Below are 24742 nucleotides of genomic sequence, written 5' to 3' on the forward strand. Positions count from 1 at the left end.
TTTTAAAGTCATTGGTGCACGGATTTTTCAATAAGGATGTTTGATAGGACGAGATCTCTGTAGAAAGTCTTTATAAGAAGACGGCTTATATAGACACACATTTATTTTACATTATAAAAAAGCATAAAAATTGGGGTCATCAAGAAAGTGTTGATCGCCATTCTAGGCTGCTCGTCTTCCTCTTTGTTAGAAAAGGAAAAATGCACTGAGCGAAGGTTCACTTTATGCTATAATGACTACAATACATAGGATCCGTCACAAAGGAGCCGCCGAACGTATGAATCTATTTTATGACATTGAACAATGGATACAGACGAATGTCAATCTTCAAAATGTGGAGGAGCTTCTTCAAGGCTATCAGGGCTTGGGGCTTTTTCTTGGAGTCTTGTTACCGGCATTAGAGGCGATTTTTCCTCCTTTACCACTCGTCGCTTTTGTTTTAGCGAATGCTGCTGCGTATGGGTTTTTTATCGGTTTTCTGCTTTCTTGGTCTGGAACAGTGATTGGTTCTTTTGTCGTCTTTATGTTTATTCGCTGGTTGGCGCACAAACGCTTAAGAACATTTTTAGAAAGAAGCAAGAAGATCGAGCGGATGCTGGAATGGGTCGATCGTAGGGGCTTTGGACCTGTCTTTTTCGTTTCTTCCATCCCTTTCACGCCTTCTTCGTTAATAAACGTTGTCGCAGGGCTTTCGGAAATGAATCCCTATTCTTTTTTCCTCTCGATCATGTTAGGCAAGGCCGTCATGATTGGTGTTGTGACCTTTATTGGCGCGGACTGGCGCGATATGGTGGCCAATCCCTTGCAACTAATTCCTGTGGCCATTGGAATGGTTATTTTCTGGTTTATTGGCAAATGGCTAGAAAGACGGATGTACAATAAGCATCCCGATTTGGATAAGAAAGAAAGAGAATTATCCAATAAATAATTTTCCATTAGGATAGCGAATCAGGTCATTTGAACGCGAGGCCACAGAAAAGACAATCGTCAATGGACCGAGCTTCCCGAAGATCATGAGACACATAATAACGCATTGTCCCACGACACTCAAATGTGGGGTAATGCCATTGGAAAGACCTGTTGTACTAAAACTTGATACAGCTTCAAAGGCGATTTGTAAGAAGTCAAACGCATGACCTTCTGTGATTAACAAAATAAAAATAGCCACAAGAATAACGCCCATGGAAATAAGGCTGATGGTAAGAGCCTTAAAAATATCGGATACACTGATGGACCGCCGCATGATGGTTGGTTCTTTTTGTTTGCGTATATAAGATATGATCATCATGACAAGACATAAAAAGGTGGAAAGTTTAATCCCACCTCCTGTGGAGACTGAACCGGCGCCAATAAACATTAACGCCATCAATAAAAATTGGGTTTCGGGTCTTAATTGTGTGATATCAATCGTATTAAAGCCAGCAGTACGAGGAACGACACCTTGAAAATAGCCGGCCCACAACCGGTCATGTATTGATAATTGCCCTAAGGTGTGGACATTATCATATTCCAGAGCGAGAAAAAGAAGAATGGCGATGCAGTTTACGATAAGCGTTCCTGTTAACATGACTTTTGTATGAAGATTAAGCTCGCGCCATTTCTTTTTATCCCAAACATCATTCATGACGCTAAATCCAATGCCCCCAAGCATAAAGAGTAAAGAAATCGCAACATTCATAATCGGATCTCCAACAAAACCCATTAAGGAATCTGACCAAAGTGAAATGCCAGAATTATTAAAGGCTGAGACTGAGTGAAAAATGGCATATCCTAAGCCCTTCATTACGCCTAATCTGGGGATGAGATGAACCCCAAGAATACAAGCAAAAAAAACCTCAAAGAACATAGAAAAAAAGAAGAGTCGGCGGGCCAATTTCATGATTCCTCCGAGAGAGCTTTGATTCAAAGCTTCTTGGATCATTAAACGTTGCTTGATAGTAATGGTTTTCTCCATTAATAGAAGCATGAGTGAGGCAAACGTCATAACACCTAGTCCGCCTAACTGAATCAATATGAGAATAATAAAGTCCCCAAAAGCCGTGAAGGTTGTCACATTATTGATTGTAAATAGCCCTGTTACGGTGGTTGTTGAAGTGGAAGTAAAGAGAGCGGTCAACCAACTAATAGGCTCATGTGTTGCCCAAGGGAGCTTTAAAAGCAACATCCCCATTGTAATAATCCCTAGATAGATTAAAGCTAAAATTTGAGCTGGATTAAATGAACGTTTTTTCTTGATGGGTTGTAACACTCAGGGGCCCTCCTTAAAATCTTAAGCATATTTTCCCCACATTTCCACAAGCTATGTCTAGAACATTTGTTAAAGGATTGTGATAGAAATGGGAGGAGATTGGCTTTCGATCATTCCTTTTTTAGTGGTTATTCCTGTAGCGATTTTCACTAAAAAAGTCTTGCCCGCTTTGACTTTGGGGTTAATTGTCGGATCATATATTTATAAACCCCATCTTGTTGGAGGGATTCAGTCTGCTGTTTCCTTCGTCGTGCAAGCCCTTATTGATAAAAGCAACATTGAGATTATCTTGTTCCTTTATATCTTTACAGGCTTGGTTGGAATTATGAAAGTTTCTGGGGGCATCAAGGGCTTTGTGAAATGGTCTGCAGAGCATGTCCAATCAAAAAGGCAAGCGTTATTCCTCATTTGGGCATCAACGATAGGGACCTTTAGTTCACCGACGTTTCGAATCGTGACGGTTGGGCCGATTATGCGAGCTTTACTAAAGAAAATCAAGATGTCTGGTGAGGAACTGGGCTATGTAATTGAAACAACAGGGACGGCGTTAATTGCCCTCATTCCAGTCGCAACGGCGTTTGTTGGTTATATGACCTCGGTCATTGATGTCTCTTTGCAAAATGAAAACATTGCTGGCGATCCTTATGAGCTTTTTATCCACAGTATTCCTTTTAACTTTTTCTCGTTTGCCATTATTTTAGTGGGCATCTATCTTAGCTTTTTTCACAAAGATAAAAAGAAAGTGGAGAAATCGAAGTCACCTGAAAATGATAAACAGGCACAGGCCAAGGGCTGGGAGGATTGTCATCCGGTGGTTGCTAAAGAATTACCAGCGAGAGCCATTAATCTCATTGTCCCTTTAGTATTAGATATTGTGCTGACCCTAGTGCTGACCTATGTCAGCGGGGTGAAAAATGGTTCCACAGGTTTTTTCCAAGCATTTATTAAAGCGGATGTTTTGAATGCTATGCTTGTAGCCTTAATTATTACCACCATTGTCGCTTTCATTTTTTATCTCTTTCAAAGGTTTACACTTGATAAATTGATGACCGAGTTTATTAATGGTGGAAATAATCTAATGAATGTCGTCGTTTTACTCAGTGTGGTATGGGGATTGACCCTTGTGACTAACAAATTAGGATTTTCCGATTTTGTCACGAGCCATGTCAATTGGATTCCATCCTCAATCATTCCACCCGTACTCTTTATCATTGGAGCGGTTGTTTCATATTTTATTGGCTCTTCCTGGGGAACATGGGGGATTCTCATGCCACTTGGTGTGGCAATGGCTCATTCCTCGGGGGCTGATTTAGCGATAGTCATTGGAGCGGTTTTTGCTAGTGGTGTTTTTGGCACTTTTTCTTCGCCGCTCAGTGACGATACGAATACGATGGCCGGGGTACTCGACTTAAAAGCTGTTTCATATGCACGTTTTAAACTAAAATCCGGTCTGATCGCCGCTGGTATCGCAACAATAGGTTATGTGATCACTGCATTTGTGATGTAAATGTTCATGTTTGCTCAGGGGCGCTTTCGGGAAAAATTAGAGTAAGTAGGACAGGTGTTTTAAAAAAGGAGGGTTTTGACCATGTCCAATGGAAATCAAAAATTAATTAATTTCTTAAATCAAGAGCTGTCTAACTTCAATGTGATGTACGTGAAGCTTCATCGTTATCATTGGTTTGTTCAGGGGCATCATTTCTTCGGACTCCATGCGCTTTTTGAGGATTTATATAAAGAATTTGCAACAGACTTAGACGCTATCGCGGAAAGAGTGCTCGCCATTGGTGGCAAACCTCTTGCAACAATGTCAAAATACTTAGAGGAATGCACGTTAAAAGAAGCACAAGCCGATGACAAGGAATCCGAGATTATGTCGCAGCTCCATGAAGACTATAACCAGCTGATCAAAGAAATCAAGGAAACAGGATTGCCGCTTGCTAAAGAGTTAGAAGATGAGACTACAGTCGATTTTCTAATCCAATTACTGGCCAAGTTTGAAAAACATGTGTGGATGTTGCGCTCCTTTTTAGCTTATGAATAAAAAATAGACAAGGGGTGCTGCTGGTCCTTGTTTAAATATCGAAAAGTTTTTCTGGAGAAGGCTTTTTGAGGATGTTGACCAAATCTCTTTCCCCTGAGATTTGGTCTTTTGGCTTTGGTCGTGTACAATAAAGCGAGAAGTTAAGAAAATTTTTTGGAGGTAGTCATTGTGAAAAAAGGCTTAATTAAAATGGAAAATGGCGAAGAAATAAAAATCGACTTTTTCCCTGAGGAAGCACCGGGTACTGTAGCAAACTTTGAAAAACTCGCAAACTCAGGTTTTTATAATGGAGTCACTTTCCACCGTGTCATCCCAGGCTTTGTGAGCCAAGGTGGCGATCCTACTGGAACTGGGGCAGGAGGTCCTGGCTACACGATTAAGTGTGAAACAGAGGGCAATCCTCATAAACATGAAGCCGGCTCCTTGTCCATGGCCCATGCGGGTAAAGATACGGGTGGTAGCCAATTCTTTATCGTTCACGAGCCACAACCGCATTTAAACGGAGTACATACCGTTTTTGGTAAGGTGACTGAAGGTCTTGAAACCGCACGTAACATGAAAAACGGCGATGTCATGACCGAAGTTAAAGTCTGGGACGAAGACTAATTTTATAAGCAAAAAAGCTCGCTCATTTATTTATGGGCGAGTTTTTTTACTTTAAGCTGACTCTATAGAAAAAGGAGTAGGTAAAAAAACTTACCCCGGTTAAAGGCACTGTGGAGGTTTTTCTTAAGGCTCAATTCGGAACGTGAGTTGCAATTGATAGAGATTGCGACGAACGGGTTGGGACACATACACGGGGAACGAACAAAAGAGTGCTGCGGCCGCACTAAAGAGGCTCTACACTAACAAAAGCCAGCCTCAACGCATAAATGACGCACGAATCAAGGGGAAACTAATAAAAGAGTGCTGTTCATGTACATAAGAGGTCGCAGGCTAACAAAAGGAGATTTCAACTTCCAAAAGGCGCACGAAACAAAGGTAAAACTAACAAAAGAGCGTTGCGTGCGCACAAAAGAATCATCAACAGCAATCAAGTGGATTGAAGCGCAGGGCGCGAGACTCCTGCGGGAACAGCACGAGTCCGAAGATCCACTTTGTTGGGAACCAATCATCCATTCCCAAGTGAGCTGAGGCCACTAAGGACGACCGGCTAAAAGCGTCACGTCCTGTGACAACGCCGACCCTACCCACATCGTGTGGGCATGAGGAAAGCGAGCGACCTGGAGCGGAAATCCACTATAAGCTTGGGTAGTAATCACCTCTTAACAGTTACGCCGGAATTTATTTCATCGCCTAAAGAAGCTTTACTGGAAAGTATAATCCATTTTAGTGATGCATAAGCATTCAAGTGGAGTTTCTTAATAAGGGTGAGCCAAAGGTCAATGGCATGGATTGGGGTAAAAATTAAAATAACTATTGCCTCTCTAGGCTCCTTTTGGTATGATTTTCTGAAATTTATAAAAGGGGGAGAGGTGAGAAAGTGATCCGTAAATTATCAGAAGCCGATCGAGAGGCATGTCTTGAGTTTGTGTCTGTACTGCCGGCTGAAAACTTGTTTATTATTGGCGATATAGAAGCTTATGGATTTGATCAAGCTTTCCAAGAGGTTTGGGGGGACTTTGATGAATCAGGAAAACTGCGAGGGGTCTTACTGCGTTACAATCAAAACTATATTCCCTATGCACCAGGGGCATTTGATGTAGAAGGATTTACTGACATCATTCTTAAAGACAGTAAGGCGACGATGGTTTCCGGTCTGACATCTATTGCTGAAGCAGTGGTAGCAGGGCTCGAAGGTGCTATACGGAAAAAGCGAACATTCTATTATGCCAAATGCGAGAATAATAATCAGCTAGATATTCAGTTAAAGGCTCCCGCAGTTCAAGAAGCCACCCTTGGCGATGTTGATCGCATTATCGCGCTTCATGAGAGTATTCCTGAATTTTCAGAGTCTCAGCGTAATCGAGAAAGTCTCATTCGTTCTATGCAAACGGGAGTTGCACGAACCTTTTACATAGAAGAAGATGGACACATGGTTTCATCGAGTTCAACGACAGCAGAGAATCGCTATGCCGCCATGATTGTTGGGGTGTGTACAGCAGAAGCATATAAGAAAAAGGGCTATGCAACGGCATGTTTAACGACACTCACACAAACACTTTTAGATGAAAATAAAACTCTTTGTCTATTTTACGATAATCCAGAGGCGGGGAAAATTTACAAGCGACTCGGTTTTGTCGACATTGGAACATGGGGACTGTATTATTTAGGATAGATAGGCGAATAGAGGAGGATGTTAAATGGAATCTGTTGTAGAGTTGAAGTGGCTTTATGAACATCTGAAGGATGAAGATCTTGTTATTATTGATACCCGTTTTAATCTTGCAGACCCCTCAGAAGGTCGTGATGCCTATATCAAAGCCCATATCCCAGGCGCCTATTATTTTGATTTAGAGAAGGACTTGTCTGGTGAGGTGGCCCAGCATGGTGGGCGTCATCCATTACCTGATCCTCAAGAATTAGCCCTTAAATTGGGCGTCGCTGGCATTGATGAAACAAAAAAAGTAATTGTTTACGATGATCAAGGTGGACAGTATGCTCCGCGGTTATGGTGGCTTCTCCGTTATTATGGTCACGACCAAGTGGCTGTTCTCGATGAAGGTTATAGTGCTTGGGTTGAAAAAGGTTATCCAACGACAGAAGCCGTGCCAGAAGCAAAAACGAACCTGTTTGTGGCTGTACCTGATCAAGAAATGATCCGTACGATGGTCGATGTGAAGAAGAGGGGCATTGAGCCATTAATTGATTCAAGAGCACCTGATCGTTATCGAGGTGAAAATGAGACAATGGATCCTAAAGCAGGACATATTCCTGGAGCAAGGAATTTCTTCTGGGGTGATAATGTACGTCAAAACAAATGGTTATCGCCTTCAGCACTCGCTGACCGTTTTCATGCATTAAAGCAAGCCGACTCAGTGACTGTCTATTGTGGGTCGGGTGTGACCGCTTGTGCAAATATATTAGCGATGACACGTGCGGGCTTGCAAAATGTAAAACTCTATCCTGGAAGCTGGAGTGATTGGATAAGTTATAACAACAATCCCATTGAAACCACCCCTTCTTCGTAAGCTTCTTTTTGTCAATCATAGTCTTCATAAGGGGACATCGTATAGGTCCCCCCTCATCTCTTCCTAAACTTTCCTACAAATCCTATGAACCTTTCTTGTCTCTCTATAACTGCCATGAGATAATAGAATCAGAGAAATCTTATGTACGGAGTGTGATGTCATGTCGTTTCGATTAATCATTGGTCGAGCAGGGACAGGGAAAACTTTACGTTGCTTTACAGAAATTGAAGAACGGCTACGCGAGGCACCTGATGGTTCGCCACTCCTTTATATTGTGCCGGATCAAATGACCTTCCATACGGAGTATGCCTTTGCTAAGCTTCCGGGTCTCGAAGGCATGACACGACTGGATGTGTATAGTTTTTCACGTCTTGCCTTAAGAATATTGGAAAACGTGGGTGGTGCTTCTCGGCTCCATTTAAATAGTGTGGGCATCACAATGCTTTTAAGAAAGATTATTACAACTCATAAAAATGACCTAAAGGTATTTCAAAAGGCAGCGGGGCAACAAGGTTTTTATGAGATTCTCCAGCAAACGATCAGTGAGTTCAAGCGCTACAGTCTGTCTTCAGAAGATCTTAAAGAGAAATGGGAGCATTTAAACGAAGAGACTCAAGGAAATGAGACTTTACTTGTTGATAAATTGCATGATTTGCAATTGATTTATAATGCTTTGGATCAGGCTCTGCTAGATAAATATGTCGATAGTGACGATTATTTAACGCTGGCAACGGAGCAACTCCCGAAGTGGGAGGCGCTGCAGACAGCTGAGGTTTGGATAGACGGCTTTGAGCGGTTTACTCCTCAGGAACAAGGTTTGTTGTCTGCTTTGATGCAACAAGCGAGGCGCGTCACGGTGACGCTCACTTTGGATAAGGTATATGAAGAACCCGTTCCCTATGATTTGACGTTATTTCGAGCGACAGCCGCAACCTGTGGACGCCTTCTTACGCTTGCCCGTGAGGCCGAGGTTGATATTGAACGGCCTGAAGAATTAAAAACAGTGGGGCGTTTTAAAGCTAAGAGCCTTGCACATTTGGAATCGACATTCGAAAAACGTCCCTTTTTACAAACGGCAAATGATGGTTCAATTCAACTTATTGAAGCGGTCAATCGTCGTGAGGAAATCGAAGCGGTGGCCCGTGAAGTGCTTCATCTTGTTCGAGACAAAGGGTATAGATACCAAGATATATCAGTTTTAGTTCGCGACCTCTCAAGTTATCGGGATCATATTGAAACAATTTTTACTGATTATCATCTGCCTGTGTTTATTGATCAAAAGCGGACGATGCACCATCACCCTTTGATTGAATTGATGCGTTCTGCTCTTGATACTGTGTTGCAAAATTGGCGTTATGAAGCGGTATTTAGAGCCCTTAAAACAGAATTATTGTATCCAAGCGACTATAGCTCAGAGGTATTAACTGAAGCTGTTGATCGTCTTGAAAATCATGTTCTGGCCTTTGGCATCCATGGTCCTCACTGGAAAAATAAAGCGCCTTGGATTTACAGGCAGTATCGGGGGCTCGAGGAAAAGGATGTCCCACAAACGGCTAAAGAAAAGGCATTGCAAGACGACCTTAACCATTGGCGCTGGCTGCTAGCTGATCCTTTATTAACCTTCGAGCGCAAAATAAAGCAAGCGAAGACTGTAAGAGCGAAGTGTACAGAATTGTATCAGTTTCTTGAGGCGCTTGACGTTCCGGCGAAAATTGAGAGCATGCGCAATCTTGCTGAGGAAGAAGGACGTTTGGATGAGGCGCGAGAGCATGATCAAGTGTGGAAAGCGGTCTTGGATTGTTTAGATCAATTAGTGGAGGTAGCAGGAGACGATGTGCTTTCATTGGAGGCTTTTGCAGAGGTCTTAGGATCGGGGCTTGAAGCCCTCCGCTTTGCCCTTGTTCCTCCAGCACTGGATCAGATCTTGATTGGGGCTATTGATCGTTCCCGTACAAATGAGATAAAGGCCGCCTTTATCTTAGGGGTAAATGAAGGCATTCTCCCAGCGAAACCGGTAGAGGACAGCATATTTTCGGATGAAGAGCGGGAGACATTAGGAGAACAAGCTTTGGAGCTAAGTCCGAACGGTCGAGAGCAACTGTTGCATGAAGAGTTTTTGATCTATCGGGCGTTAACGAGTCCAAGTGAGAAGCTTTATCTTTTTTATCCATTGGCTGGAGAAGACGGACAAAGCCTCATGCCGTCCTCCTTGGTGTCACGAATGTCCCGTTACTTTACACAACTAGAACCCGAGTTTATTTCTGGTGACCCCTATGAAACAGAGACGAGTGAACAAGAGAAATTTATTGTGGCTTCTTCAAGGACACTAGGCCATGTTGCCGGGCAAATACGTCGCTGGCAAAAAGGCTACCCCGTAGCGGATCTTTGGTGGTCGACTTACAATTGGTTGATTCAATCAGAGCAGTGGCGACAATCAACGCAACAAGTCTTGAGCAGTCGATTTTATGTGAATAAGGAAGAGAGGTTACCGAAAGAAACCTCGCAGGACTTATATGGTAAGGACATTCAAGCCAGTGTCTCACGGATGGAGCTCTTTAACTCCTGTCCTTTCGCGCAATTTGCCAATTATGGTTTACGATTAAAAGACAGAGAGATTTATAAATTGGAAGCCCCTGATATTGGACAACTTTTTCATGCGGCATTAAAACAGATGACGGAAGAGTTACTTCAGCAGAATAAGCAATGGTCCGAGCTTTCACGATTAGAATGCGAGTCCCTTGCTTTTGACATGGTGGAAAGATTGGCCCCACGATTGCAACGTGAAATTCTGCTCAGCTCCTCTCGCTATTTTTATTTAAAAAGAAAAATGCGTGATGTCGTTGTTCGTGCTGCGCTGGCAATGAACCGCCATGCGAAGGCAAGTGGGTTTTCCCCTGTCGGCATTGAATTACCTTTTGGTCCTAATCAGCCCCTGCCACCATTGGATTTCAAATTACCTAACGGCAGTACAATGCAGATCGTTGGACGTATTGACCGGGTGGATAAAGGCGTGACGAGTAAAGGGCTCTTGCTGAGGATTATTGATTATAAATCAAGTGCAAAAGATTTAAGTATGACTGATGTGTACTACGGGATTGCTTTACAAATGCTAGCCTATCTCGATGTCGTTATTACCCACTCTAAAACATGGCTAGGTGAAGAGGCGGACCCTGCAGGTGTTCTTTATTTCCACGTCCATAATCCGATGTTGAATGAAAAAGACAAGCCTGAGGAAGAGGCCCTTGAGAGTCGATTATTTAAGGAATTTAAGATGAAGGGTCTGCTCATAGAGGATGAGGAAGCGCTCAGGTTGATGGACGAAGGATTGGAATCAAAGCGCTCAGATATCATTCCAGTTGCTTTTAAAAAGGATGGCTCGTTTACGAAACAATCCTCAATTGCTGCTGATGAAGACTTCGATGTGCTTCGTCAGTATGTGCGGGGGATGATGCAAAAAGTAGGGACAGAGATTACGGAAGGCAATATCGGGATTTCACCGTACAAACTCAAGGATCGGACCCCTTGTACGTATTGCTCGTTTAAATCGTTATGCCAATTTGATTTATCACGACCAGAGAATGCTTATCGCATGTTAAAAAAGTCAGCGGACGCTGAAGTGTTGGTTAACTTAAAGGAAAGCTTGAATAGTCAGGATGTCGAAGAGAAGAAGGGAGAGGGTTCAGAATGACACTTGTTAAACCAGAAAATAGCCGATGGACAGATGACCAGTGGCGAGCCATTGCAGAAAAGGGTCAAGATATGTTGGTTGCAGCCGCGGCAGGGTCTGGAAAAACAGCGGTTCTGGTCGAACGCATTATTCGCAAAATTACTGATCCCAATGATCCTGTAGATGTTGATCGCTTGCTGATCGTGACTTTTACCAATGCTGCGGCGGCAGAGATGCGCGTGCGAATTGGACAAGCCCTTGAAAAGGAGCTGGCGAAAAAACCGGGGGATTTAAGATTACGCAATCAATTAACTTTGCTTAATAAGGCACAAATTACAACCTCCCACTCTTTTTGTTTATCTGTTGTTCGCAAATATTATTATCAATTAGATATCGATCCTGCCTTTCGCATAGGGGATCAAGCAGAGATGGAGCTGATCCGTGAAGATGTTCTGGAAGGCTTATTTGAAGACTATTATGGGGCACAGGACTCTGATCTTTTTTATGAGCTAGTCGATCGCTATTCAAATGATCGGAGTGATACAGAACTGATTCAGCTTGTGCAGAAGTTATATGATTTTTCAAGGAGTCATCCTTGGCCAGAAGCATGGTTAGATGAGATGGCTGCGGCTTATCACGTTGATGAGGGCACAACGGTTGATGATCTCCCATGGACACCAGACCTCAAAGGATCGATTCAAGAAACCATCGTTGGGTTATTAAAAATTCTTGATACGGCTGAAAATCTCGCTTCTGAGCCAGGGGGACCCTATCCTTATATTGAAACCCTACAAAAAGATCGAGAATTGCTAGAGAAAATGGCTGAAGTCACACAGGGGCCATGGGAGGCACTGTATCAGGCATTTTCTACACTTGCTTTCAGCAAATTGAAACCGTGCCGTGGTGATGATATCGACGAAAATCTTAAAGAACGCACAAAGGGCTTGCGAGATGATGTTAAGAAAAAATTGACACAGCTTCAAGAAGAGTTGTTTTCTAAACCACCGGAAGCCTATCTTGAAGATCTTCATGATATGGCCCCTTATGTGGCTCTACTTGTGCACCTCGTGAAGGATTTTTCTGAGCGGTATAGAGCATTAAAAAAAGAAAAGGCCTTGGTCGACTTTGATGACTTAGAGCATTTTACCTTACACATTTTGCGGTCTCCTGAGGCACAGCCTGGTCAAGAAGTCTCATCAGACATTGCCAAACAATATCGTGCCCAATTCTTAGAGCTGCTCGTGGACGAATATCAAGATACCAATCTTGTTCAAGAGACGATCATTAGCCATATTGCCCGTGGAAATAACACGTTTATGGTTGGGGATGTCAAACAAAGCATCTATCGTTTTCGCCTTGCCGAGCCTGGATTATTTTTAGAGAAGTATAAGCAGTTTATAGATGAAAATAAAGCAGGCGCAACGGGGTACCGCATTGATCTTTCCCAAAATTTCCGTAGTCGCCGGGAAATTCTAGACGGTACCAATTTTATTTTTAAGCAAGTAATGGACGAAGCCGTAGGTGAAATTGATTATGATGCCAATGCGGAGCTGAAATTTGGTGCCAGTTATTATCCTGAAGCAAACTTGGCCACGGAGCTTCACCTTATAGATCGCCATGATAAAAAAGCGGGACTAGAGGATGAAGAGTTAGAGGAGTATCAAACGGCAGAATTAGAAGGGCACTTTATCGCCAATCAAATTCAAAAGCTGATTACAGAGGGTATGGAGGTTTATGATAAAGAAACTGAGGTCAATCGTCCTATTCAGTATCGAGATGTGGTCATATTACTGCGCTCAGCAGCATCCTGGGCGCCAACGATAATGGATGTGCTCAAGCAAAGAGGCATACCCACTTATGCGGAACTAGCAACAGGCTATTTTGAGGCGATTGAAGTGTCTGTCATGATGTCGCTTTTACGTACGATCGATAATCCGTATCAAGATATTCCCCTAGCCTCTGTCTTACGCTCACCGCTTGTTCAACTGAGTGGTGCTGAGCTTGCGCGCATTCGTATAGTTAAAAAGGATGTTCCTTACTACGAGGCGATAAAAGAGTATGTCAACACTTTTGAGGATGAATTAACCGAAAAGTTGACGCATTTTCTTACGCGTCTAAAAAAATGGCGAGGACGGGCGCGCAGTGGAGCGTTAGCGGACCTGATTTGGCAATTGTACCGTGAAACAGGCTATTACGAGTATGTTGCAGGTCTATCTGGTGGAGAACAGCGCCAGGCGAACTTAAGGGCGCTTTATGATCGAGCAAGACAATATGAGCAGACCTCATTCCGTGGCCTTTTTCGATTTCTAAGATTTATTGAAAGGCTTCAGGATCGTGGTGGGGATCTTGGAGAAGCTCGAGCGCTGAGTGAACAAGAAGATGTTGTCCGTGTGATGACCATTCACAAAAGTAAAGGTTTAGAGTTTCCGGTTGTCTTTGTCGCAGGGCTTAATAAACGTTTTAACTTTAGGGATCTCAATTCAAAGACGCTTTTGCATAAGTCCTTAGGTTTTGGTACGAAAAATATTGATCCCGTCAGACGGTTTACATTGCCGACTTTACCACACGCGGCATTGCGGCGGAAAATGGCCGGGGAGACTGTGGCCGAAGAGCTCAGGATCTTATATGTGGCGTTAACACGGGCTCGCGAAAAACTTTATTTGGTCGGAACGTTAAAAGAGAGTGAGAAAGTCATTCAAAAATGGCGTGCACAAACGGAGGAACGGGCCTGGCTTCTGCCTAGTTTTCCAAGGTCACAAGCTAAGACATATTTGGATTGGATTGGTCCAGCAGTGTCACGGCATAGACACGCCATAACCCTCCATGAAGCGGCGCAGTTCACGCCTTTTTATGAAGGGGTCAAGGAGCATCCGTCGGAATGGTTTATTGCGTTACATGCCGGAGAAACTGTGGTCCCTGCCTTTGAACAGCAGGAGATGGACAATAGGGAGCGGGAAGAGAAGCTCAGACACGGTCTTCCAGTTGACGTTAATGGGGAGAAGGATCGGCTTGTCGCGGAACAGCTCTCATGGCGCTATCCCCATCAAGAAGCAACAGAACGTATGGCGAAACAAACAGTGACGGAGATCAAACGTCAACAAGAGCGTTTTAATGAAGGCTTTGATGAAATTCTGGTCAAACAATTCCGTCGCCCTATTGGCGAACGCCCGCGCTTTTTAACAGAGGAAAGTATGACAGCGGCCGAACGCGGGACATCTGTCCATAAATTTATGCAGCACGTAAGGCTACTGCCCTCGATGTCAGAGCCGTATTTACAAGAAGAGTGTTCTCGGATGGTGACACAAGAAATGCTCACACCTGAAGAGGGGGCGGCCTTAGATCTGGAAGCGATACATCATTTCTATGAAACAACAATGGGGCAAGAGATTTTAACTGCCCCGCGTGTGGTGCGTGAACTTTCATTTTCACTCGCTTTAAACACCTCCGAGGTTTACAAGGATTGGCAGGGGAATGAAGAGAAACTTCTTGTGCAAGGGGTTATTGATTGTCTTTACGAAAATGAAAAAGGGTTGACATTACTCGATTATAAAACCGATCAGCTTCAAGGGCGTTTTCATACCCCTGAGGACGCACAGGCAGCTCTTATTTCTCGTTATCGCAAACAACTTGAACTCTACCGAATAGCGATTGAGCGGATTTGGAAACAAAAGGTGCATTGTGTCGGTCTTTATGCTTTTGATGGTGGCTTCTTTTTAGAGATCTAATGTTCATTTCATGAGGGCGAGCTTTTTATCTTGAGGGTAAACAGGGAATGGAGATCAGTTCAACATTGTTACTTGATGTAACATTCTTAGTCAATGACCTCCCACTTGTTTACCCTCTTATTTGACTTACTCTAGATTAGAAAGGATGCGATAGGATGCGATTACTCCATACTGCCGATTGGCATTTGGGAAGAACGTTAGAAGGGCGCTCGCGTCACTTGGAACAAGAAGCTGTTTTAGATGAAATTATTGCCATTGCCGATGAAGAAGAGGTGGATGCCATCTTAATGGCAGGAGATGTTTATGATTCAGTGAATCCGCCAGCAGCTTCCGAAATGTTGTTTTATGAAACGATTCAACGGCTCTCAAAGGGAGGACGTCGGCCAGTGATTGTGATTTCAGGGAATCATGACAGTCCGGAACGTGTGGAAGCCTCCTCCCCAATAGCGTCTTCCCAGGGGATCATTTTAGTTGGGCGCCCTATTCAACAACCGCCTATAATAAGGGTGCCAACCTGTAATGAGGCGTTAGTCGTCAGTGCTATTCCTTATCCTTCTGAATCGAGACTTAATGAATGTCTGAGTGAAATGAATGAAGAAACACAGATTCGAGAAGCGTATGATCAGAGACTTGCTTTCTTGTTTAAATCCCATGCTCATGCCTTCAAAAAGGATACGGTCAATATTATCATGAGCCATTTATTTGTTGCTGGAGGAAAAGAATCCGATTCAGAGCGTCCGATCCAAATTGGAGGTGCCTATACGATCTCACCTTCATCACTAGACGTGGGGGCGGATTATGTCGCGCTTGGTCATCTTCATCGTCCTCAACAGCTCAAGTTTGGCAAGACACCTGGACGTTACAGCGGATCACCGCTCGCTTACAGTTTTTCCGAAGCTCATCAGCCGAAGTCGGTGACCATTCTGGATATGACACCTGGGCAGCCAACGGAGATCAAAGAGATTTACCTCTCGGCGGGTAAGCCTTTAGTGCGATGGACGGCAGAAAATGGGCTGGAAGAGGTCCACCAGTGGATTGAAGCCGGAAAAGATGCTAACGCCTGGATAGATTTAGAGATAAGCTTGACCGATGCACTTTCCTTACGGGATATTCAACAACTTAGAAAAGCACACGATGGCCTGGTTCATATTCGTCCGCGTTATCTTCAAGATGAAAGTGACGTCGAACAAGAACGTTTAGCCGATCTCCCTCTTCAGGACATTTTTGCCCGCTTCTATCGTCAACAGACGGGTGGCGCTGAGCCCGAGTCCTCCTTAGTCGAGCTCTTTTTAGAGATTGCTAAAGAGACAGAAGAGGAAGGAGGAGACGGCAATGAAACCCATTGAATTGACCGTTGCAGGACTTCATAGTTTTAGAGAAAAACAGACAATTGATTTTACAAGGCTAGTCGATGGTGGCGTCTTTGGTATCTTTGGTCCGACGGGAAGTGGAAAATCAAGCTTGCTTGATGCGATGACACTTGCTTTATATGGGAAGGTCGAACGAGCCTCAGGGAATACACAAGGGATTCTCAATCATGCTGAAGAGGAAGTCGCTGTTTCCTTTACTTTTGATCTTGGAACACGCCAGCCTAAGCGCTATCGGGTTGAACGTGTCTATAAAAGAACCAAAACAGACGGTCTGGCTATTGGTAGCTGTCGGCTTCATTTTCTCTCTGAAAATGGCCATGAAGTATTAGCGGATAAAGAACGGGAGGTCACTCAGGAGATTCGCAATCTCCTAGGTTTAACCCATGATGATTTTACTCGGGCTGTTGTCCTTCCCCAAGGCAAGTTTGCCGATTTTCTTTCCTTAAAGGGGGCTGAGCGCAGACGGATGCTGCAACGGCTGTTTCATCTCGAAAAGTATGGGGATTTACTCAATGAAAAAATTCGTGGTCGGGCACAGACAGTTGAGCGTCGCCTGGAAGCCATTACCGCAGAGCAAAATGGGCTCGGTGATGCTTCTAAGGAAGCGCTAGAAGCCAGCTATGAACAATATAAGCAAGCCGAAAAACAGGCGAAAGCCTATAATGACCAACTGAAAAAGGATAAAGAGAGACTCGAAAAGGTCAAAACGGAGTGGCATAATCAGCAGGAGTTAGAGGAATATGAGCGCCAAGAAAAGCTTTTATTGAATGAGCAAGAGACAATCGCTCAGCACCGGGATCAAGTGAAAAAAGCGCAATTGGCATCTAAAGTGATGCCCTATGTTAAAGAACATGAGGGAGCTTTAGAAAAAGTAGAAGATGCGAAACGACGTTTAAAAGAGTTTCATCAGCAGTATGAAGCCGTACAGTCACAAGAGGTAAAGGCTCTTCAACAGTATCAACAGGCAAAAGAAGCTATTGACAAACGGATGCCGACCTACGAACAGGAAAAGGCGGCCTTTCTTCATGCCGGGCAGCTTCAAGAGGAGCTGAGTGAAAAGCAGCAACGGGAAGCTGTGTTGCGGCAATCAGAAGAGAAGCAGAGCAAGGCTATTATTGAAAGTCGAAAGCAACAAGAACAAATGGAAGTAGATTATAAAGAAAAGAAGAAACGGTTACAGCAGAAAATGCAAGAAAGGCAATCTCTTTCCATTTCATCAGACTATCGAGAAACCGTTAGAAAAGCATTAACTGGAAAACAAGAAATAGTCAATGAGATGAAGGCTTTAAAAGACTGGCAAGGGCACTTGCAACAAACAGAGGAGAAGCTTGAGGCTCTTACCGGGGAATATCATCGAAATATGACTATCCTTGAGAAGGTCAAAGAGCAATTAAAGCAAGGCTTTTCCCATTATGAAAAGATCTATCATCGGCTTTCACAAATTGTATCGCAATCGAGGATTTTGAAAGACTGGTTGGATGTCCAGGAAGAGGAACGGCAAAAGAAATATCAGCAAGTTTATCAAAAAACGCTGGCGGAACAGCTTAGAAAACAACTTACAGAGGGGATGCCCTGTCCAGTTTGCGGTGCCACCCATCATTCCCATTCTCATGAGCCTGCAGAAGTTGGACCATCTTTGGAAGCGTTCGAAGGGTTAAAAGATTTTTATAAAAAATGTATGGAGTGGGTACAATCAGCACTGCAATCAACGGGAAGTCAACAAGTGGCCCTTGAAAATCGCGTGCAACAAATCGAAACGCTTGAAGAAGGTCTTGTCCCTGGAATAAGAGCAGTAAAGGAAGCGGAGCCTCTTCAATTAAGTCACTGGGGCCAAGAAGAGCTCAAAGAATGGATGAAAAGAACCAATCAGGAGCTTAAGGGCATTCGCCAAGATGTGATCAGCCGAGATGAACGCGTGCAGCAACAGGTCAAGGAGTATAAAGCGGCTTCAAGTGTGCTCACAAAAGTTACGTCTGAAAAAGAACTTATCATCGGGCAAAAAAAGACTTATCAAGAAAAAGTCAAAACGTTCAAAACCAACATGCAAGAACAGTATGCACGTTGGCAGCAGCAATTTAGTGAGTGGAATTTTGAAACGATTGAAAAGGCTCAGGTGGACATTCAGAAACAAGATGAGCAGCTTCAAGTCGTTCAACAAGACATTGACCGGCTACAACAGGTGCTTGATCAAGAAGAGCATACCATTGAGACTTTAGAAAAGGAGACCTTGCTTTTAGAGCAAAAGCAGGTTGAGATCAAGACAACCCTTCATGATTTAAGAGCGTCCATAGCAACACTTGTTGAAAAAAGGGCAGAGATTTTAAAGCATCGAGAGATTGATCCGTTTGTGGCGATGGAGGCTTTGGAAACTGAATGGGAGACGCTGAAAGAGAAGGCGAGACTTTCAGAAGCGACTTTAGAAAGAGTAAAGCAGCAGCGCTTTGAAAGTGAGAAACATTATTCAAATCAAAGAGCCCTTTATCATCAAGCACAGGAGCGTCAAGAGACAACTGAAAAACAGCTGCATCAGGAAATGAAAAAACATGGTTTTGAATCGATATTGGCTATTCAGAGTGCTTATCTGCCGGACCATGAGATGATGTTGTTAGAAGAAAAAATCAATGAATATGACAAACGCTATCAGTATATTGAGAAAGAAAAAGAAAGATTGGGCCATTTAATTGGTGAAGTCAGATTCACGGAGGAAATGGTCACGACATTACAAACAAAGGTAGCTGATTTGGAAGTTCGACGAGATCAAAGCTATAAAGAGCATGCCGCCTTTGAAAAAGAATGGCAAGCCATTACATTAAAGCATGAGCGCTTTACCGTCTTAGAAAAGGAAAAAGACGAGCTTGAAAAACTCTATAGTCGCTTGCAAAAATTACAGGTTGTCTTTCGGGGGAATACCTTTGTTGAGTACATTGCAGAGGAACAACTTATTCAAATTAGTCGAATGGCGTCAGACCGTTTGTCTCACCTTACACACGGACGGTATGCTATTGAAGTGGATACTTCAGGAGGCTTTATCATCCGTGATGATGCCAATGGTGGGATTCGCCGGCCAGTCTCATCTCTCTCTGGTGGGGAGACTTTCTTGACCTCACTCGCACTGGCGTTATCCCTTTCCATGCAAGTGCAATTACGTGGAGAAGTGCCTTTACAGTTCTTCTTCTTAGATGAAGGATTCGGAACGTTAGACCAAGAACTTTTAGATACTGTAGTTACTGCCTTAGAAAAACTGCAAACCGAAAACATGTCAATTGGGGTCATTAGCCATGTTCCAGAACTTCGGGAGCGCTTGTCTAAAAAAATATTTGTAGAACCCTCAGAGCCTTCGGGCATCGGAAGTAGAATTAAATATATGGTGTAATGACAAAAAAGATTCGGCCTATAAATTAGAGGACGAATCTTTTTTTATAACGTCGGAATTTATTACTTTGAGGAAGACCTTATAAGTGCAACTTTGGCATTCGACATTAAGGCTGGCGACAATCTTAGTGTGAGAGTGCGAAAGCACGAACATCAGGCTGGGCTTAGCGAAGCGGTGAAGTATAAGCCAAGTTTTCTAATATGGAATTTTAGACAGATTTCGCTAATATTTCCCGGGAAAGCGGGTAAGAAAAGAGATGGATGTCTGGAAGTCAGAGGTGAACATTCTGAAGAAAGAGTGCTATGACTTAAACCGGGGGTGGAGATCGTCCTTATTATCGATTTAAACGCTCACGAATTTGATTAATATAGCGCTCATGATTTTTGATGGAATCTAGCTGTGTTTTTGTTTCATCCCAGATAAGATCAATATCAGCTGCTTGTTCAATTTGCTTCTTGCCAACCTCATTAACATCTTTACGAATATGATTGACATCTTCAATAATAAGTGTGGCATAATGCTTAAGATCGCTTTTAATATCTTTAACATCGGTTTGTAAGTCAGTGATTTTATTATCCATAGAGGTCATTTGATGATCCATTTGATTAAAATGCTGATCAACAGAAGCAAACTGTTCCTCATTCTTGTGTTCAAGGTCAGTAAACTTTTGATCCATTTGATTAAAATGCTGATCAACAGATGCAAACTGTTCCTCATTCTTGTGTTCAAGGTCAGTAAACTTTTGGTCGACTTGATTAAATCTCTGATCAACAGAAGCAAATTGTTCCTCATTCTTGTGTTCAAGGTCAGTAAACTTTTGATCGACTTGATTAAATCTCTGATCAACAGAAGCAAACTGTACCTCATTTTTGTGCTCCAAGTCACTTAATTTTTGATCGACTTGGTCCAAACGTTCTGTAAATTGATGTGACATTTTCTTCAACTCATTTAATATTTCATTTTGTTCACTTGCCATGTTTTCACCTCCTTAAAGAACAGTATAGGGGATACTTTTCGTCAAAACAAGTCAAAAAATTCTTATTTTATGCAATGGAAAACTTGCCAAAACAATAAAACTCATGTAATATATCAGATAACTATAGGTCGGTAAGGAGGTGTGGGGTTTATGATATCCAATGGTTTAGCGCAGTTTGTCTCTTATATTTATCAATGCTGTGCAATTATTTTCCGTTTTGCTATCCAAGGGGGAAGTCTGCCCTTTTTTAGGAAAACTGAATACGCCATTGGATAGATGCAAATCCCACAGCTTGAAAAATAGGTAAGCAAGGAGCGGATGCGTGGCATCACGCTCTTTTTTTAGTCTTAAAATAATCTTAGCATTAATAGGGGTCATCTCCCGTGATAAGGACGTGGTGGAGGACCCGTTTTTCCTACGAACTGTAGTGACGAATTGACACTTCAGACTGAAATGACTTTATAGTATTTATTTTTGTCATAGGGATATTGGGTCTCTATGGCTTTTTTTATAACTTCAGAATTTGGAACCGTGTGAAGCCTTATATGCCAAGGTTTCACAATGATCAAGGAGAGTGTGAATGATGATGATATGCTCAGTCAATCGCGTGAAAAAGAATATAGCCGGTCAGATGATTTTTAATGATTTATCGATAGAGATTCGTGAAGGGGAGCGGTTAGCTTTTGTGGGCCCTAATGGGTGTGGGAAAACAACATTAATGAAAATGATTGTCGGGACAGAGAACTGTGACCAAGGAAACATAGCGATCAAAAGAGGAGCAAGAATAGGGTATCTTGAGCAAATTCCAAAATTCGAAGAAGGAAGGACGGTTTCAGAATGTCTAAAGAAGGCCTTCCAACCCTTGTTAGAATTGGAAGTGGAAATGAAAAAACTTGAACAGCAAATGGCTACAGAAGGAGATCCTGAGAGACTCAATAAAGTGATTGGGCACTATGGTGAACTTCAACAACATTACGAAGAACAAGGGGGATATCTCATAGAGGCAAAAATAAATCAAGTGGCACAAGGTTTAGGTATTATCGGACATCTTGAGCTCCCCTTTGAACGTCTGAGTGGGGGAGAGCAAACGAAAGTAGGGTTGGCTGCTCTCCTGCTTACTAATCCAGATTTATTATTACTTGATGAACCGACGAACCATTTGGACATGGAGGCCATTGAATGGCTAGAAGACTGGCTCGTTCAAAGTGAAAACACCGTAGTGATGACGTCTCACGATCGGCAATTTCTCGACAAAGTGGTGACAAAAATTTACGATTTGGATGATGAAGAGGCCCTTCCTTATCATGGGAATTATAGTGATTATATCGTAGAAAGAGAGAAGCGACTGCTTTTAGCGTTTGCTCATTATGAAGAACAGCAAAAGAAAATTAAGAAGATGAAAGCGACCATTAAGCGCCTTAAAGAATGGGGAAATCGGGCGAAACCACCAAATGCTAAATTTCATCGCCAGGCGAAGTCAATGGAAAAGGCCCTTGAAAAAATGGAAAAACTTGATCGTCCCCAACTAGAGGAGGATAAAATGGCGCTTTCTTTCCAGGCTGAGGGGAGGAGTGGAAAAGATGTAATTAAGCTAGAGAATCTGTCTTTTGCTTATGACAACCGAGCCCCTCTTTTTGTGGGGGTTAATCTTCACCTAAGATATCAGGAAAGAGCAGCGATTATTGGCCCAAATGGTGCCGGAAAATCCACCCTTCTCAAACTTATTCTTGGAGAACTCCAACCTACTGAGGGGAGAATGAATAGGGGAACTCAGCTAAACATTGGCTATTTATCGCAAAAAACCTTTGAAGGTAGGCAAGATCAACGCTTAATAGAGGCCTTTAGAGAGCATGTGCCAGTAAGTGAAGCAGAAGCTCGTCATCTTTTAGCTCAATTTCTTTTCTACGGGGCCGATGTTTTTAAGAAGGTGCAAGATCTTAGTGGTGGTGAGCGCATGCGACTTCGCTTGGCGCAATTTATGCATCAAGATATTAATCTCTTGATTTTAGATGAACCAACCAATCACTTAGATATTCCTGCCCGAGAGGCACTGGAAGATGCTCTAAGCGCTTTTAATGGTACTGTTTTGGCCGTTTCTCACGACCGTTGGTTTTTGAATCATTGTTTTCATAAGATTTATTATCTCGACAATCAAACGATGATCAGCTATCCAGGGAATTACGATTATGTGAAGGAAAAACGGAGTGACAATTGAAATTGAAACATACTGTGGTTTAGGAAAAGGACAATAGAGGAAATATAATGATATAGTGAAAAGGAAGAAGGAGGTCATAGAGCAATATGGAAAAACTAAATTTATTGAATTATATAGATGGTGAGTGGGTGGGCGACGCTTTAGAGAAGATTGAGGTCACTGATCCTGCGACAGGGAATGTGATCGGAAGTGTCCCCAATGGCGGTGAAGATGAAACAAAACAAGCGATTGAGGCTGCCCACCGCGCCCTTCCTATGTGGTCGAAAATGACAGCCAGTGATCGAGCGGATATTCTTCGTCAATATTTTAACATCATCTTAAAGCATAAGGATGAACTTGCTGAAATTATGACCCTTGAAAACGGAAAGCCATTAAAAGAATCTTTGGGTGAGGTCGCTTATGCTGCTTCATTCATTGAATGGTTTGCTGAAGAAGGGAAGCGTGTCTACGGGCGCATTGTTCCTGGAAAAAGAGAGGATCATCGTATTCAGGTGATCAAGCAGCCTGTAGGAGTTGTCGCTGCGATTACACCATGGAATTTTCCGGCAGCAATGATTACACGTAAGCTGGCACCGGCTTTAGCATCAGGCTGTACCTTTATTGTCAAGCCTCCAGAACAAACCCCGCTAACAGCGTTAAAATTGATGGAGTATGCCGAACAAGCAGGGATACCAAAAGGGGTCGTTAATGTTGTATGTGGTAACCCAGAATCGTTTACAAATGTGATTATGGCTGATATGAGAGTCCGCAAAATCACATTTACCGGTTCAACCGAAGTGGGCAGACTCCTCATGAAAAAAAGCGCTGAGCACATTAAAAAAATATCGTTAGAGCTTGGAGGCCATGCTCCCGTTATTGTCTGCGATGATGCTGATCTCGATAAAGCAGTAGAAATGATCATGGCTAGTAAGTTTCGTAACAGCGGTCAAACCTGTGTCTGTGCTAATCGCCTTTATGTCCAAGCAGGGATATATGATACCTTTGTTGAGAAAATGACTGCTGAAGTGAAAAAGCTCAAGTATGGGAATGGATTTGACTCCGACGTCGAAGTTGGTCCATTAATTGATAAGGATGGGTATGAAAAAGTCGAAAGACAAGTGAAAGACGCTATTGAAAAAGGAGCAAAATGCCTTGTTGGTGGAGAGGGACAAGCTGATGATCAGAAAGGGACCTATTTCTTTGCCCCTACCCTTTTAGCTAATATGAATGAAGACATGGAAATGATGCATATTGAAACCTTTGGTCCGATTGCTCCGATTCAAAAATATGAAACCGATGAGGAAGCTATACGCTTAGCCAATGACACGCCTTATGGCCTTGCTGCTTACTTTTACACTCAGGATGTTTCCAGAGGCACTAAAATTGCAGAAGGCCTAGATTATGGTATTGTTGGCTGGAATGACGGCATTCCGTCAACAGCCCAAGCCCCCTTTGGCGGAACCAAGCAAAGTGGTCTCGGCCGTGAAGGCGGTAAAGAGGGAATTGAGGAATATTTAGAGACGAAGTATATTTCATTAAGCTTATAAACTTACGGCCCAGTCGTAGGTCAGTAATAAAATAACCGTGATTCTGTTTTTGGAGTCACGGTTATTTTTTATCACCCTGTCATCTAGAGAGGTTCAGGTTAAGCCTCCTCGCGCTCCGCGAAATGCCGGGGTCCCCGAAAAACGCTTTTTGTTCTTTGAGGTGAGATAGGGGTCTCACCTAGGCCTCTGCTCCCGCAGGACTAAGAAAGGCGACTAGGAGAATAATCCTCGCAGAAAAATCGTGTTTTTTCGATTTTTTGAGTCTACGTGTATTTCCTTCGCTAGTTAAGATGATCTGATTTAAGTTGCACCAAAGCTAAAATCACCTTGAGAGAAAAAGCAAAGGCGCCAGATCTTTCCTATCAAAAAAGCATCGACAGCACACAAGGAGATTGGAGCGTAAGGCGCTCTGGCTCCTTCGGGAACGGGGCCAGCGTTACTTCACGAATAAACTTCGAGTTGTTCCG

15 protein-coding genes are annotated in these 24742 nt (G+C 43.0%); 13 read left to right on the plus strand and 2 right to left on the minus strand.

Annotated features, from left to right (window positions below; translation table 11 throughout):
* Positions 1 to 277: 277 nt before the first annotated feature.
* Positions 278 to 928: a TVP38/TMEM64 family protein gene (locus IEV91_RS16340; RefSeq protein ID WP_188498502.1), complete on the plus strand. Its 651-nt coding sequence runs from the start codon at positions 278 to 280 to the stop codon at positions 926 to 928.
* Here the strand turns inward: IEV91_RS16340 and IEV91_RS16345 are convergent.
* Positions 914 to 2248: a TrkH family potassium uptake protein gene (locus tag IEV91_RS16345; protein WP_229745623.1), complete on the minus strand. Its 1335-nt coding sequence runs from the start codon at positions 2246 to 2248 to the stop codon at positions 914 to 916. The two genes, IEV91_RS16340 and IEV91_RS16345, sit on opposite strands and share 15 nt — an antisense overlap.
* An 88-nt stretch (positions 2249 to 2336) precedes the next feature.
* On the opposite strand from IEV91_RS16345, the gene IEV91_RS16350 reads away from it, so the two are divergent.
* The 9 genes from IEV91_RS16350 (at position 2337) to IEV91_RS16390 (ending at position 19558) form a co-directional block, all read left to right on the plus strand.
* The gene (locus tag IEV91_RS16350; RefSeq protein WP_188498503.1) at positions 2337 to 3755 is read left to right on the plus strand and encodes a Na+/H+ antiporter NhaC family protein; all 1419 of its coding nucleotides are present in this window, start codon (positions 2337 to 2339) and stop codon (positions 3753 to 3755) included.
* Between the two features lie 81 nt (positions 3756 to 3836).
* Positions 3837 to 4292, plus strand: coding sequence for a Dps family protein (locus IEV91_RS16355; RefSeq protein WP_188498504.1), 456 nt, complete (start codon positions 3837 to 3839; stop codon positions 4290 to 4292).
* 165 nt (positions 4293 to 4457) lie between these two features.
* Positions 4458 to 4898: a peptidylprolyl isomerase gene (locus IEV91_RS16360; RefSeq protein WP_188498515.1), complete on the plus strand. Its 441-nt coding sequence runs from the start codon at positions 4458 to 4460 to the stop codon at positions 4896 to 4898.
* Between the two features lie 877 nt (positions 4899 to 5775).
* Entirely contained in the window at positions 5776 to 6570 is a 795-nt protein-coding gene (locus tag IEV91_RS16365; RefSeq protein WP_188498505.1) for a GNAT family N-acetyltransferase, read from the plus strand.
* Between the two features lie 25 nt (positions 6571 to 6595).
* Positions 6596 to 7423 (plus strand): sulfurtransferase, encoded by an 828-nt coding sequence (locus IEV91_RS16370; RefSeq protein WP_188498506.1) that lies wholly within the window; start codon positions 6596 to 6598, stop codon positions 7421 to 7423.
* Between the two features lie 160 nt (positions 7424 to 7583).
* Positions 7584 to 11111 (plus strand): helicase-exonuclease AddAB subunit AddB, encoded by a 3528-nt coding sequence (gene addB, locus IEV91_RS16375; RefSeq protein WP_188498507.1) that lies wholly within the window; start codon positions 7584 to 7586, stop codon positions 11109 to 11111.
* A complete protein-coding gene (gene addA / locus IEV91_RS16380; protein WP_188498508.1) occupies positions 11108 to 14815 on the plus strand; it encodes a helicase-exonuclease AddAB subunit AddA in 3708 nt (1235 codons plus the stop codon). Before addB ends, addA begins: the two co-directional genes overlap by 4 nt.
* Positions 14816 to 14970: 155 nt before the next feature.
* Positions 14971 to 16161, plus strand: coding sequence for an exonuclease SbcCD subunit D (locus tag IEV91_RS16385; protein WP_188498509.1), 1191 nt, complete (start codon positions 14971 to 14973; stop codon positions 16159 to 16161).
* Positions 16148 to 19558 (plus strand): AAA family ATPase, encoded by a 3411-nt coding sequence (locus IEV91_RS16390; RefSeq protein ID WP_188498510.1) that lies wholly within the window; start codon positions 16148 to 16150, stop codon positions 19556 to 19558. The genes IEV91_RS16385 and IEV91_RS16390 overlap by 14 nt, the downstream gene beginning before the upstream one ends.
* Positions 19559 to 19892: 334 nt before the next feature.
* Here IEV91_RS16390 and IEV91_RS16395 read toward each other — a convergent pair whose 3' ends face one another.
* On the minus strand, positions 19893 to 20534 hold the full coding sequence (locus tag IEV91_RS16395) for a hypothetical protein (protein ID WP_188498511.1): 642 nt from the start codon (positions 20532 to 20534) through the stop codon (positions 19893 to 19895).
* 150 nt (positions 20535 to 20684) lie between these two features.
* On the opposite strand from IEV91_RS16395, the gene IEV91_RS21920 reads away from it, so the two are divergent.
* The 3 genes from IEV91_RS21920 to IEV91_RS16405 all read left to right on the plus strand — a co-directional run bounded on the left by IEV91_RS21920 (position 20685) and on the right by IEV91_RS16405 (position 24275).
* Positions 20685 to 20810 carry an RAxF-45 family protein gene (locus tag IEV91_RS21920; protein ID WP_268236406.1) on the plus strand — a complete coding sequence of 42 codons (126 nt, stop codon included), beginning with the start codon at positions 20685 to 20687 and terminating at the stop codon, positions 20808 to 20810.
* 304 nt (positions 20811 to 21114) lie between these two features.
* Positions 21115 to 22749: a ribosomal protection-like ABC-F family protein gene (gene abc-f / locus IEV91_RS16400; protein WP_188498512.1), complete on the plus strand. Its 1635-nt coding sequence runs from the start codon at positions 21115 to 21117 to the stop codon at positions 22747 to 22749.
* An 86-nt stretch (positions 22750 to 22835) separates the two neighbouring features.
* Entirely contained in the window at positions 22836 to 24275 is a 1440-nt protein-coding gene (locus IEV91_RS16405) for an NAD-dependent succinate-semialdehyde dehydrogenase (protein ID WP_188498513.1), read from the plus strand.
* The last annotated feature ends 467 nt before the right edge of the window (positions 24276 to 24742 follow it).

The sequence above is a fragment of the Pullulanibacillus pueri genome (assembly GCF_014639255.1).
Taxonomy (GTDB): Bacteria; Bacillota; Bacilli; order Bacillales; family Sporolactobacillaceae; genus Pullulanibacillus; species Pullulanibacillus pueri.